This window comes from candidate division KSB1 bacterium, from assembly GCA_034506395.1.
In the GTDB taxonomy this organism is placed as follows: domain Bacteria; phylum Zhuqueibacterota; class Zhuqueibacteria; order Thermofontimicrobiales; family Thermofontimicrobiaceae; genus Thermofontimicrobium.
The window spans coordinates 129,853-143,139 of record JAPDPQ010000007.1 but is presented as its reverse complement, the minus strand read 5'-3'; the positions used below and the strand labels follow the sequence as shown (position 1 = coordinate 143,139).

At 45.9% G+C, this 13,287-nt stretch carries 11 protein-coding genes and 1 tRNA gene; 4 read left to right on the top strand and 8 right to left on the bottom strand.

From position 1 onward, the window contains the following. Positions 1-275 precede the first annotated feature (275 nt). Positions 276-1,814, top strand: a complete 1,539-nt coding sequence (locus ONB37_06785) for an LptF/LptG family permease (protein MDZ7399848.1) — start codon at positions 276-278, stop codon at positions 1,812-1,814. Then, positions 1,811-2,890, top strand: a complete 1,080-nt coding sequence (locus tag ONB37_06780) for an LptF/LptG family permease (GenBank protein MDZ7399847.1) — start codon at positions 1,811-1,813, stop codon at positions 2,888-2,890. Before ONB37_06785 ends, ONB37_06780 begins: the two co-directional genes overlap by 4 nt. Positions 2,891-3,168: 278 nt before the next feature. Here ONB37_06780 and ONB37_06775 read toward each other — a convergent pair whose 3' ends face one another. From ONB37_06775 to ONB37_06740, 8 genes are all read right to left on the bottom strand, one after another. Next, on the bottom strand, positions 3,169-4,533 hold the full coding sequence (locus ONB37_06775) for a sigma-54 dependent transcriptional regulator (GenBank protein MDZ7399846.1): 1,365 nt from the start codon (positions 4,531-4,533) through the stop codon (positions 3,169-3,171). 592 nt (positions 4,534-5,125) lie between these two features. Next, positions 5,126-5,230 (bottom strand): 30S ribosomal protein THX, encoded by a 105-nt coding sequence (locus ONB37_06770; protein MDZ7399845.1) that lies wholly within the window; start codon positions 5,228-5,230, stop codon positions 5,126-5,128. A gap of 96 nt (positions 5,231-5,326) precedes the next feature. Continuing rightward, positions 5,327-6,424 (bottom strand): alanine--glyoxylate aminotransferase family protein, encoded by a 1,098-nt coding sequence (locus tag ONB37_06765; GenBank protein ID MDZ7399844.1) that lies wholly within the window; start codon positions 6,422-6,424, stop codon positions 5,327-5,329. Between the two features lie 36 nt (positions 6,425-6,460). Beyond that, the gene (gene yihA, locus ONB37_06760) at positions 6,461-7,054 is read right to left on the bottom strand and encodes a ribosome biogenesis GTP-binding protein YihA/YsxC (protein ID MDZ7399843.1); all 594 of its coding nucleotides are present in this window, start codon (positions 7,052-7,054) and stop codon (positions 6,461-6,463) included. A gap of 234 nt (positions 7,055-7,288) precedes the next feature. Continuing rightward, entirely contained in the window at positions 7,289-8,542 is a 1,254-nt protein-coding gene (clpX, locus tag ONB37_06755) for an ATP-dependent Clp protease ATP-binding subunit ClpX (GenBank protein ID MDZ7399842.1), read from the bottom strand. A 38-nt stretch (positions 8,543-8,580) separates the two neighbouring features. Next, the gene (clpP, locus tag ONB37_06750; protein ID MDZ7399841.1) at positions 8,581-9,180 is read right to left on the bottom strand and encodes an ATP-dependent Clp endopeptidase proteolytic subunit ClpP; all 600 of its coding nucleotides are present in this window, start codon (positions 9,178-9,180) and stop codon (positions 8,581-8,583) included. A gap of 71 nt (positions 9,181-9,251) precedes the next feature. After that, on the bottom strand, positions 9,252-10,553 hold the full coding sequence (gene tig / locus ONB37_06745) for a trigger factor (GenBank protein MDZ7399840.1): 1,302 nt from the start codon (positions 10,551-10,553) through the stop codon (positions 9,252-9,254). 107 nt (positions 10,554-10,660) lie between these two features. Then, positions 10,661-10,746: transfer RNA gene (locus tag ONB37_06740), tRNA-Leu, on the bottom strand. 413 nt (positions 10,747-11,159) lie between these two features. Between ONB37_06740 and ONB37_06735 the strand changes: the two genes are divergently transcribed. Together ONB37_06735 and rocD are read left to right on the top strand one after the other, a co-directional pair. Beyond that, complete coding sequence (locus tag ONB37_06735) at positions 11,160-11,762, top strand: deoxynucleoside kinase (protein MDZ7399839.1); 603 nt, start codon at positions 11,160-11,162, stop codon at positions 11,760-11,762. A gap of 317 nt (positions 11,763-12,079) precedes the next feature. Beyond that, complete coding sequence (gene rocD / locus ONB37_06730) at positions 12,080-13,285, top strand: ornithine--oxo-acid transaminase (protein ID MDZ7399838.1); 1,206 nt, start codon at positions 12,080-12,082, stop codon at positions 13,283-13,285. Positions 13,286-13,287 lie beyond the last annotated feature (2 nt).

The following is a 13,287-nucleotide window of genomic DNA, read 5'->3' as shown; positions in this document are numbered from 1 at the left end:
CGCAAGAGAAAATATGAGGTTTCCTTTCGCCAGATAGACTGGTTCTAATGAACCGACCAGATTACCAAATAACACCATCATCGTTGGCCGATCCATCAGGCGTAAGAAACCAATTAACCCAGAAGCAAGTTTAACTATCGACCTCCGTGGTTTTGTGAGCAGTTAAACGATCAAGTTAGAGTTAATTAGCGGAACGTGAGAGGACCATTCCTCGCAAAGTCAGCTTTAATTTTTTCTAATATAACTTCTGCCGGAGAAATCGAGTTCCCATTGTTATGTACATTTTATCGAAGCATATTCTGCGCCAACATGTAGGCCCATTTTTGTTTGGATTTTTCATCATCACTCTGCTGTTCATTCTGAATCTGGTTTTCAAAGAATTGGGCCGAATCTTAAGCAAGGGCTTGGAGATCTGGGTGATTGCTGAGTTTTTCGCATTAAATTTGGCATGGATCGTGGCCCTGGCCGTGCCAATGGCCGTATTAATGGCCAGCTTGATGAGTTTTGGCCAATTCTCAGCTGATAATGAAATCACAGCAATAAAAGCCAGCGGAATCAGCGTGTATCGCATCATTCTTCCTGTGCTCATCGCAGCCGCGCTTCTGAGCGTATTCCTGATCTGGTTCAATAATGAAGTCCTTCCCGATGCCAATCACCGATTGCGATTGTTGGCACGCGATATCGCCATTAAAAAGCCCACTGTGAGCCTGGAGCCTGGCTATTTATATCAGGACATCCCCAATTTGGCGATTCGTGTCGAGCATTTGGTTGAGGAGAAAAACTTGTCCCATGTGCGCGGCGTGATCATTTACGACAAGAATGATCCTCAGGTGAACCGGAGCATTGTGGCGGAGCGAGGGGAGATTTTCGTGAACCAGAAGAGCGGCCTGCTTCAGATCACATTGTTCAATGGAGAGATCCATGAAGTCAATATTGACAAGCTCGAAAATTACACTCGCATTCAATTTGAAAAACATGTGTTGACCATTGCAATCCCCAATATGGTACTGCAACGCTCCGAATCCAGTTATCGGGGCGACCGTGAGCAGAGTGCCCAGATGATGCGCCAGGAGGTAGCCAATAATCTGGCGTTGATCGAGAAACGACGCCAAAATTTGATGAGCACCATTCAGTCCCAGATCAATCACTATTTCTCTGGCTATTCGATGCCTTCTGAGCTCGAGGCTGTTCCGACCGAAGAGATGCGACCCGAGCTGCGATTTGCTGTCAAAGACCAGCAGACGCGGATTTTAAATCGGGGGAGTTCAATCAGCAGTCCGCCAAAGGTCGCAGCCCTCAGTTCCAGATCGAGTTCTGATCCAAAGACGCATCCACTCCTCATTGAAGATATCAAATATTCGGATCGGGTACAATTGAATTTGAGCCGTCAAATCCGCGTCCACCAAAATTTGCTGCAGCGGATTAAAAGCGAACGAGAGATCAATCGCAGTTACGAGTTGGCCAACAATAAGCTATTGGTCGAGATCTATAAAAAGTATTCAATTCCCTTCGCCTGCATCGTATTCGTTCTCATTGGTGCCCCATTAGGCATTATGGCCCGTCGTGGCAATATGGCGGTTGGAGGAGGGATCAGCCTGGTGTTTTTCATTATCTATTGGGTTTTTCTCATTGGGGGCGAAGAATTGGCCGATCGCGATCTGCTGTCCCCGTTCTTAGCCATGTGGCTGGCGAATTTTATCGTAGGAGCATTCGGAATTTATCTTCTGATCCGCACTGCCAAAGAAGCCTCGTTCATCAATTTTGACATCTTCGTCAAGCTAATACCGAAACGGCTCAGGAGGAAACTGCAGTGAAAATCCTAGATCATTATTTGAGCCGAAATTTTCTGGGCACGTTGGGCTTTGCGCTGATATCGTTTTGTGCAATTTACATCATCATCGATGCGGTGGGGTTCATGGACAAATTCATCGATCAACACGTTCCGATCCTCATCGTAGCGAAATACTATTTGTACTATTTGCCTTACATCATTATTCTGACTCTACCAGTAGCCACCCTGCTGGCGAGCCTGTTTAGCGTTGGCCAATTAGCCCGCTACAACGAGCTGATTGCCATGCAAGCGTCGGGATTGTCATTGTACAAGATTTTATCTCCCCTATTTGTGTTGGGAATTGCCATCAGCTTGTTCGCAGCCTATGCGGGCGAACGATTTGTTCCCTATACCAATCAATTGAAAAAAGAGGTTTATCAGACCCATGTCGACAAAATAAAAAAAACCAGAGCCGAGATTCCTACCCGAGATATCACGCTCCAGATCGATAACCATCGCTGGCTATTGATCGGATTCATTGAGCTTTCCGACAGTACCGCATTCAAAGTCAGTGTCCAGCGCTATTGGAATAACGCATTGGTCGAACGGATCGATGCATCCCGCATGATCTGGCAGAAGGATCGCTGGCTGTTGATCAATGGTTTTATGCGACGTTTCGAAAATCAACACGAGACGGCAGAGCCATTTCAAGAAATGGTGATGACGGATCTTCGTTTTCGCCCCCAAGATATCGCCCGCGTTCAAAAAAAAGCAGAGGAGATGAGCTATTGGGAGCTGAGGGAATTTATTAAAGAAATCCGACGCACTGGTGGCAAACCGGATCGATGGCTGGTGGATCTTTATCTCAAGCTTTCGTTCCCGTTTGCCAATTTCATTATTGTATTATTTGGGGCGCCCCTAGCGTCGCGAAAAACGCGCAGCGGCACCGCCTTGAGCTTCGGCATCAGCCTGTTCATTTGCTTCCTCTATTTTGGGATCATCAAGGTGGGCCAAAGTTTGGGACACAATGGCGCACTCCCGCCGCTGTTGGCAGCTTGGCTCGGAAATATCTTGTTTGGACTTGGCGCGATCTATATCTTGATCCGATCCAATAAATAATTCATCAGATTCAAATGTGACTTGATTTGAGAGATCACGCGCGCTTGCTCCGCCTTGCATGATTGGTTGTCAAATTAAATGATCTTCCAACACAGATGGCATCCAGGCGAGCGACAGCTAATTTGCTCAAGTGTGCATTTTTAAAGGTGATCTTTTTAAGAGAAGAATTTGGTCAGCAACAAACGCTTGATGAGTTTTGCGCCACGGGATGACATGACAGTGCGTGGCTCACCTAACTGAGCAATGGCGACGACTGGCGCTATCAATTGGATGGAAGGCTAAAGGTTGTACTTTTTAATTTTGTATCGCATGGTCCGCAAGCTGATTTTGAGATTTTTAGCGGCGAGGGATTTATTACCATGTGCTTTTTCTATGGCATCTTTGATCACCATCCGCTCAGCATATTCCATCTTTTTGCGATAGCTTTCAAATTTGCTCGGGCTCAAAAAATCAGCCCGCTGGGCTTGACTATAATGGTTGTAGATATTAAAAGGTAAATGTTCGGGCAAAATGACATCTCCCTCGCCCAGCACCACGGCATTTTCCATCGCGTTTTCCAACTCGCGAACATTACCGGGCCAGTCATACTCCATGCAGAGCTCTAAGGCTTTGCTTGATACTTTCATCAACGGCTTATTATTTTCCCGGCAAAATTTCTTAACGAAATGCTCGATCAAAAGCGGGATATCTTCCTTGCGCTCCCGAAGCGGAGGGATAAAGATCGGGATGACGTTGAGGCGATAATAAAGATCCTCGCGGAACTTTCCTTCTCGAATGGCTTGCTCTAAATTGCGATTGGTCGCGGCGATCACGCGGACATCTACCTTTATTGTGCTGGTTCCACCCAGATGGGTCAGTTCTTTTTCCTGCAAAACTCGCAGTAATTTGGTCTGCACGCTCTCTGAAATATCGCCGATCTCATCGAGAAAGATCGTCCCACCATCGGCCAGTTCCAATCGGCCTTTTTTCCGCGCTACCGCTCCAGTAAATGCTCCCTTCTCATAACCAAATAGCTCGCTCTCCAATAGCGTTTCGGGTAAAGAAGCACAACTGATCTCGATCAATTTTTTTTCCGCACGCGGACTATTGTAATGAATTGCCCGCGCTACCAGCTCTTTACCTACGCCGCTCTCGCCGCGGATGAGCACCGTCGATTGTGTTTTCGACACTTTGGCGATCATGTGATAGATCTCACGGATCGCTTTACTGGTACCAATAATGTTTTCCACCCGATAGGAGCTCTTGAGTTGATCGCGCAACTGAATGTTCTCTGCTAAAATCTCTTGCTCCTGAATCGCCTTCTTGATCGTCAACAGCAGCTCATCCATGTTGAGCGGCTTAGTAAGATACTCATAGACCCCCTTTTTCATGGCTTCCACCGCCTGCTTCACAGAACTATAAGCGGTCATGACTATGGTTTTCATGTTGGAATTGTAGGCGATGGATCTTTCGTATAACTTGAGGCCATCAATATCGGGCATTCTGAGGTCCGTCAGCATCAAATCAAATTGCTCCCGCTCCAAAAGCCGCAGCGCCTTCTTCCCTGATTCTACTCCCACCACTTCATACCCTTCATCTCGAAGCAGTTCTCCCAGCCCCGATAGCGTGTTTAAATCGTCTTCAACGATTAGAATCCGTGCCATAAAATTGCCACCTAATATTTAATTCTCATGGGTCAAGTCGCTGAGCATCGATGACTCTAATGGAACGCTTAGCTGCCGATCAAGCTCAATTAAAAAAATCTATCGGGTCGCATAATTTGCAATAATCTCGATCTCTGAATTTTTAGATGATCTAAAAGCCAATCATGATCTTGCGCATTCGTATTCAGAAATGGGATGGCATCTTTTCACTGCCTCCCGGGTTAAACCCACAGGTTATGTCACATAATTTGACTCATTCAGAGGCGAATTGAAATAATGTTTCAGCTCAATAAATTGCAGCGATTTTTATTCTCCTTTTTATTTTCGTGGCTTCGCCATATGCGTGCTTGATGAGGAATACATCTCACCTCATGGCTTCGGGTTTTGCTGCGATCATCTCTTTAGCCAATTTTTGGACTCAAATCGACACTGTTTCAGAAATCTTTTCGCTGATTGGTTTCGCAATAATTATCGCCTTGCGACAATGCCGAAATCATTCCACCGAAAAGGCCAAAAACTGGGATATCTCACCCATCCGAATGAGGTCACTGAATCTACAGCATGCTGTTAAGCACTCATGAACTGGTTCGACTTAACTCTCTTTTTGTACTTTTGCTTTTCGTTTTTTAGGCCTACATTTTCCGGTGGTTCCCCGCCAAATTTTTCCACGACGTGTCCTTCGATCACCTTTACCCATAGCTTTGATTCTCCTCACCTCATTTTTGGTTCTCTCAGTTCATCGAATTTTTTTAGCAGAGCTGATGATGCTCATTTCCGATCGATTCAGAAATCGCTAGTTCTTATTGTTTAAAATATCTTGCAACGCGTTGAGAAACTTGTCCAAATGCGCTTCAGTGACATTTACAAAATGTCCAATCCGAATGACCTTGTCGGCTAATTTTCCCTGTCCAGCAGAAACCACAATTTGGTATCGATCCTTCAATTTTGTTATTATTTCATTAGCGAAGATGCCGTTTGGTGGTTTGATCACAGTCAGGCCATCCGCGGGACATTCAGGAAAAATGGTACAGCCGGTAGCGATCATTCGGTCACGGAAATTTTGAGCCAGCATACCACTTTTTTGCCAGCGCGCTTCCAGCCCTTGTGCTTGAATTTGTGTCAAAACGGATTCAGCAGCAATAATGAAGGGAATGGCTGGGGTGAAGCTGCTGCCTTTTCCCAACCGAAGGGCTTGGCGCGCCCGACTGAAATCGAAGTAATAACGAGGCAAGTCCGATAACTCGCTAAATCGCCAGGCTCGCTGATTCAACGCGACAAACGATAACCCAGGTGGCAAACCCAGGCCTTTTTGGGAAGCTGTTATGGTCACGTCTATGCCCCAGAGGTCCATTTTCAGCGGCATTACCCCAGCAGATGAAATGGCATCCACGATGATCAATGCCTCGGTCTGCTGCCGTAATGCGGGAACGATCGCTGCCAGCTCAGCCTTTGCCCCAGTTGAAGTCTCGCAATGGGTCAGAAAAATCGCCTTGGCCTGGGGGACAGATGAAACCAGCGCTTGTAATTCATCGAGCTCGACGCTTTTGCCCCATGGAAGTTTCAGCGACGTGACCATTAGACCAAACGTTGTAGCAATTTGCGTCCATCGTTCGCTGAATTTGCCATTCTCGACGACAATTACCGCGTCTCCTGGGCTAAATAAATTGCTGATCACGGCTTCCATCGCGCCAGTCCCACTGGCAGTGAGCGTCACCACATCATACCGCGTTTGGAAGAGATATTTTAATGCCTGGTTGAGCCGCTGAAACAGTTCCACAAATTCCTTGGCGCGATGATAAACCATTGGCCGCCCCAAGATCTCCTGCACCTCTGGTGAAATTGGTGCTGGCCCCGCGGTCAATAATAGCCTTTGACTGGTGACTTGCCCCATAGCAAAACTCTCCCGTTCAACCAACCCATGGCCAGTTTAGGCTGGCGCTCTTAGCAATTCCAGCATGGCCTGCCAGATTTGATCTTTGCCCTGTCCCGTTTTCGCTGAAAAACCAATCACCGCCGCAATGCCCATTTGGATCGCCTCTGCTTCGATCGCTCGCAGGTTCAGCACAGCTTGGTTTCGAGAAAGCTTATCGATCTTTGTGGCGATCAATAACGTCGGTACCCCTAATTGCGCTAGCCAATTGATCATCTCCCGATCCAAATCAGTAATTCCATGCCGACTATCCACGATCAGAATCATTCCAATCAAAAATCGGCTCTGCGTCACATAAGATTCGATGAGCTGTCGCCAAGTCTTCCGCTCCTGCTGGGACACTTTGGCATAGCCATATCCAGGTAGATCGACCAGATAGAATTCATCGTCAATGCAATAAAAATTGAGCGTGCGAGTCTTGCCTGGAGTCGAACTAATTTCCGCCAACTTTCGATGCCCCACCAAGCGATTGATCAGGCTGGATTTTCCAACGTTGGAGCGACCTGCCACAGCAATTTCTGGTAGTCGAAAGAATCGAATGTCTTGGAGACGGCCGACGCTGGCAATAAATTTCACCGATCGCGGCTTCATAATACCCCACCATTCACCTTGAAGCTGATGATTTTACCCGTGAAAACAGTTCGCGCCTTTGCCGCCTCATTTTCGAATCCCTTCCCTCAATCCCATGGCAATATCTGTCAAACCAATGAGCAAAATCGGTCAATGCAAAATGGATCGGTTCAGCCAATGCAAAAAAAATCTTCCTAAATTTAGGCAAGTGTCGATTCAGGAAGATTTAATAAAATAAAATGCGCCCAGCACTGGCTAAGCCGTCTTTTTTATCTCATGATAAATGAACAAAACATCGTTTTTATTTTTAACCGATTGTTCGGTAATGATCACCTTTTTGACATTTTTGAGCTCTGGCAAGTTAAACATGATATCGAGCATGATATCTTCCATAATCGCTCGAAGCGCCCGAGCGCCAGTCCTGCGTTTCATCGCTTCTTTGACAATGGCACGAAGGGCGGCTTCTTCAAATTCCAGTTCAACCCCATCCAATTCGAACAGTTTCTTATATTGCTTCGTCAACGCATTCTTCGGCTCGATCAAGATCGAATAAAGTGCCTCTTCTGAAAGCTCTTCAAAAATACACTCGATGGGCAAACGACCGATCAGCTCTGGGATTAACCCGAATTGCAGCAGGTCCTCTGGCTCAACCATCTGGAGGATCTCATTGATCTTGCGCTCTTGCTGTTTATGGATTTCTGCGCCAAACCCCATGCTCTTTTTGCCGATCCGCGCGGCAATAATTTTCTCTAGCCCATCAAATGCACCGCCACAGATGAATAAGATGTTTTTCGTGTTGATATTGATCAGGTTCTGCTCAGGATGCTTGCGCCCGCCTTTGGGCGGCACAGAGGCGATGGTGCCTTCGAGTATCTTCAACAACGCTTGCTGAACCCCTTCTCCAGACACATCTCGGGTGATCGAAGGATTACCACCCTTGCGAGCGATCTTATCGATCTCATCGATATAAACGATCCCTCGCTCCGCGCGCTCCACGTCATAGTCTGCCGCTTGCAGCAAGCGCACCAGAATGTTCTCCACATCCTCACCCACATACCCCGCTTCAGTCAGTGTAGTAGCATCAGCAATGGTAAAGGGGACTTGAAGAAACCGCGCCAGCGTTTGCGCCATGAGCGTCTTGCCTGTGCCAGTCGGACCGATCAGCAAAATATTGCTTTTCTCCAGTTCCACCTCGTCGCTCACCAGGTCCGCAGTTTCGACCCGCTTATAATGATTGTAAACTGCTACTGACACAATCTTTTTTGCGGTTTCCTGACCAATCACATAATCATCTAATTCGCGTTTGATTTCGGCTGGAGTACGAATGCGACTTTTGGCGATCAACGCTCGCCGGTTCATGTCCTCACGGATGATCTCGCTGGCATTCTTCACGCACTCGTTACAAATATAAACATCTGGTCCCGTGACAATGCAATCAACCTGATTGGAATTTTTTCCACAAAATGAACAAATGAATAATCTTTCTCGACGTCTGCTATAGTTGTCCATGTGAACCTCAATTTGCCCGTTCGCTGTTGCAGTAGATCCTATTTTTTCTTACGAAGGTCCTTGCGAACCATGATCTCATCCACAATCCCGTATGCCTTTGCCTCTTCAGCAGACATAAAGAAGTTGCGATCGGTATCCTTCGCTAATTTTTCGATGCTCTGTCCGGTGTGATAGGACAGAATTTTGTTGATCTCCTCCCGGATGGTTAAAATTTCCCTTGCTTGGATTTCAATGTCAGTGGCCATTCCTTGCGCGCCCCCCCACGGTTGATGGATCATGATCCGTGCGTGGGGTAAAGCCGCTCGCTTGTTTTTCGCTCCAGCAGCCAATAACACGGCTGCCATGCTCGCCGCCTGGCCCAGACAGATCGTCGCTACATCTGGCTTAATGTATTGCATTGTATCGTAGATGCCGAGCCCAGCGGTTACATAACCGCCTGGGCTGTTAATGTACATATATACATCTTTTTCCGGATCCTCTGCCTCCAAAAACAACAATTGCGCGATAGCCAGGCTTGCTACATTATCATCAATAGTGGATCCAATGAATATAATTCGCTCTTTTAATAGCCGTGAAAAAATATCATAAGCGCGCTCGCCGCGTCCTGTTTGTTCGATTACTATTGGCACCAAACTCATACCACATACCCCTTAATTTAACCAGCGTTTTACTACTGCTAAGCAACTAAAAAGAACCCAATCTTTTTCGGCTATCGAATGATCAAATCTTGCGCTCTTTGGACATCCTGATAGGTGACAATTTTGTCAGTGATGATCGCGTTATCCCTTAACAAATCGATGACTTTTTTCTCAAGAAGCTTATGCTCCACTTGTTCTCTCTTTTTGGGATCGCGATACTTATTGCGGATCGCCACCGCGTTTTTGCCAGCCAATTGAGCCATTGTTTCGATATAATCATTGATTTCCGACTCTTGGACCTTGATATTTTCCAATTCAGCAATTTTCTCTAAGATCAATAGCCATTTCAAGTTCCAAATCGCATCGGCGCGATATTTTTCTCGGACCTCTTGAGAATCGATTGTTTGCTGTTGGCTGTTATTCATATCTTTGATGAACGCATCCAAAAAGTTCTCGACCATATAATCGGGCAATTCTATTGGATTCGACTTGATGACTTCGTCCATGATGCGATTGGTAAGGTTCTGTTGCGTCCGATCTTGAGCGCGTTGCTCCAAATTTTTGCGAATTGCTTCTCTGAGATCATTCAATGTCTCGTATGGACCAATGTCCTTGGCGAACTCATCATCCAGCGTTGGAAGTTCTTTCTGCTTTATCTCCTTCACGCTGATGTCATAATATTCAACTTGATTGTCAGGTTTGTTCGGATCTCGATTTTGAACAGTCAGCGTTACTCGTCGTGTCTCTCCAGCTTTCACACCGATCAACTGATTAACAAATTCTGGGTCGGTTTCCCCGTCATCGAGATAAAAGTAGCGATTTTCGTATTTCTTCCCAATCAAAGGCAGACCTGCGACATCAACACCCTGGACATCAGCGACGATATAATGGCCGCGCTGCGCTTCGCCATCGAACGTCGACATTGAGGCATGCTGTTCCCGAAGATTCTCGATGAAATCGTTGAGATCATCGTCAGTAATTTGATAGATCTCTTTCTCGATTTCAAGCGCTTTGTATTTTTTTAAGGTAACTTCAGGCCGAATTTTGATGATCGCCTTGAAATGGAGACCATTCGTGCGGTCATAGCTAATGGATTCTAATTGGGAAATATCATATAATTTCAAATTATTTTCTTTGACAGCTTCTTCTAAAAATCCTGGAATAGAATCCTCAGCAACCTCGCGTTCGATTTTGGGACCCAATGCTTTTTTGATCAAATCGAGCGGGACTTTGCCCTTGCGGAACCCCTCCCATTGGATCGTTTTTTTATATTTGGCATAAGCTTCATCAAATTTAGGTAAGAGTTTTTCATAGGGGACTGTTACTTCTACCGCCCGTTCCCACTGTCCTTGTTCTTCAATATGAACTTCCAAGTGCCTCTCCTGTAATTATGTCACCAATTCGGTTCGCTGTTTTTTCTGGTTCGTCATTCATCGAGATTGTGACGAGCCGTTTCTATGATCATGTCATAAATCTGTTATGGTGCGAGAGGGGGGAGTCGAACCCCCACACCACAAGGGTACTAGATCCTAAGTCTAGCGCGTCTGCCATTTCCGCCACCCTCGCTTATTTGATCTAAACAGTGTTGAATATAAAAACTTTTACCGCAATTGTCAATGTTTTTTTCAACTTGTTAAATGAAAACTTTTGCTATTGAATGCCAAATCCATAGAAAAGTTTCCAATCAATTTGCGCCGTGCCTTGAGCAATTCAATCTCAACGTTGAATGGGAAAACTGCACCAGGGCTACATTTTTGTCATTGAATTATAATCTTTCCATAACACATTTGCTAATCCTTGACGATTAAGAGCATTTGAATATGCTTTAATGACCAATCTTGATCAGTGTTGAGATGAATATTTTGTTGCAAACATGAATAAAACTTGACTTCAATCCGTTGAATTCATATATTAACACGGTTTGTTGAAATCGTTGTCTCATGAGAGGAGACCATTTGGAAAAGAAGATTTTCATTACCATGGCTGGGAATATTGGGTGTGGCAAAACAACCGCTGCGAAATTGCTCAGCCATCATTTCGGCTTGGAATTATTCGACGAACCAGTAATTGATAATCGGTTCTTGCGCGCTTATTATGCCGATATGAAACGCTGGTCTTTGACTTTGCAAATGGAGTTTCTGATTCGCCGAGTAGAACATCACGAGCTCATTAAAACGGTGCCCAAATCGTGCATCCAGGATCGATCGCTTTATGAAGACCCAGAGATATTTGCTAAATACCTTCATGGGTTGGGCAACATGACCGATGACGAGCTCAAGCTATATTTAGAGTATTTTGAGCGACTCAATAAGGACTTAATTCGGCCTGATTTGATCATTTACCTTCAAGTGGATGATGTCAACATTCTATTAGATCGAATCCGCAAACGGGGTCGAAAGGAAGAACAGGGGATAACTGCTGAATTCTTGCAAGGGTTGGGTGGCTATTATATCAGTTTCCCGCAAGTTTGCCAGCAAAAATATGGCATTGCCGTATTCAGCTACAATGTCACCGCCAAAGACATCCGCAGCCCGGATGGAAGGGAAGAATTCCTCTCAGCGATTGAAGCAACCCTGAGATAATCATTGCATAATATTTTGTGCGATTTCAATGCTGGCGAAAGTATCTCGCTGCCAGAACGCCAGGGTATGTTTATCATCTGGAACATTTTTGAGCCGATTCTGGTAATGGCAAAATTCTGATTCGACAATTTATCAAGAACATGAGCTGGTATTTGGCTATCATACATAACGCATAAGGCTAAATCTTGGACCATGTGCATGCTGAATGCATTGCATTTTCATAATAGGTGACAGCTTTCATTAAAATATAAAAAAATGGTTTAGTTTGATAATCTCAATTATGAAAAGTTGAATGAGAATGATGGAGAATGAAAGTTATGATGACAACCGCCGAACTTATTGCGATGGAAGAAAGGTATGGAGCGCATAATTATCATCCGCTGGATGTCGTGATTCAATCTGGCAAAGGGGTGTGGCTCGAGGATGTAGAAGGTCGGAAATATATGGATTTTTTGGCCGCCTATTCTGCAGTCAATCAGGGGCATTGCCACCCACGGTTGATAAGGGTGATGCGTGAACAATGCGAACGATTGACCTTAACATCACGGGCATTTCGCAATGATCAACTACCGTTATTGGCGAAGGAACTATGTGAACTGACAGGGTATGATATGATGTTACCCATGAATTCTGGTGCTGAGGCGGTGGAGACCGCGATAAAAGCCGCCAGAAAGTGGGGCTATCAAATAAAAGGTATACCTGATGGCCAGACTGAAATTATTGTTTGTGATGGCAATTTTCATGGCAGAACGATCACCCTCGTATCCTTTTCAGCCGAGGCGCAATATCGGGATGGATTTGGCCCATTCACGCCGGGATTCAAAATGATCCCATTTGGGGATGCAGAAGCCCTGGAACGGGCCATTACGCCGAATACGGTGGCATTCTTAGTAGAGCCAATTCAGGGCGAGGCTGGGGTTGTGGTCCCGAAAAACGGATTTTTGAAACAGGCCAAGCAGATTTGCGAGCGCCATCATGTCATTTTGATCGCAGATGAAATTCAAAGCGGATTGGGCCGCACTGGCAAAATGTTTGCCTGCGAGCATGAAGGGGTAAAACCAGACATGGTGACCATCGGCAAGGCGCTGTCTGGCGGGATGTATCCCATCTCGGCCGTGCTGGCATCGAGAGAAATACTGGGGGTATTCCAACCTGGCGATCATGGCTCGACCTATGGCGGCAACCCTTTGGCCTGCGCCGTCGCACGAGAAGCGCTGAAGGTGATCGTGGAAGAACAGCTCTGTCAGCGCGCAGAAGAACTTGGGGAATATCTAATGGACGAGCTCCATGCCATCCATAGCCCCCATGTGGACCATATCCGCGGCAAAGGGCTGTGGATCGGTATTGTGCTGAAACCTGAGGCCGGTGGTGCCCGCCGCTTCTGTGAGGCACTCAAGGATAGGGGAGTATTAGCAAAAGAGACTCATGGCAATATCATCCGATTAGCGCCACCCCTCATAATTACCAAACAAGAAATCGACTGGGCTGTTGAACGAATCGCTCAGGTGCTTCAAATGAATTAACG

Bases quoted from the DNA above. Each gene is read 5' to 3' on its own strand.
- ONB37_06785 (MDZ7399848.1), top strand. From the start codon at position 276: ATGTACATTTTATCGAAGCATATTCTGCGCCAACATGTAGGCCCATTT.
- ONB37_06775 (MDZ7399846.1), bottom strand. From the start codon at position 4,533: ATGGCACGGATTCTAATCGTTGAAGACGATTTAAACACGCTATCGGGG.
- ONB37_06770 (MDZ7399845.1), bottom strand. From the start codon at position 5,230: ATGGGTAAAGGTGATCGAAGGACACGTCGTGGAAAAATTTGGCGGGGA.
- ONB37_06765 (MDZ7399844.1), bottom strand. From the start codon at position 6,424: ATGGGGCAAGTCACCAGTCAAAGGCTATTATTGACCGCGGGGCCAGCA.
- yihA (MDZ7399843.1), bottom strand. From the start codon at position 7,054: ATGAAGCCGCGATCGGTGAAATTTATTGCCAGCGTCGGCCGTCTCCAA.
- clpX (MDZ7399842.1), bottom strand. From the start codon at position 8,542: ATGGACAACTATAGCAGACGTCGAGAAAGATTATTCATTTGTTCATTT.
- clpP (MDZ7399841.1), bottom strand. From the start codon at position 9,180: ATGAGTTTGGTGCCAATAGTAATCGAACAAACAGGACGCGGCGAGCGC.
- ONB37_06735 (MDZ7399839.1), top strand. From the start codon at position 11,160: ATGGCTGGGAATATTGGGTGTGGCAAAACAACCGCTGCGAAATTGCTC.
- rocD (MDZ7399838.1), top strand. From the start codon at position 12,080: ATGATGACAACCGCCGAACTTATTGCGATGGAAGAAAGGTATGGAGCG.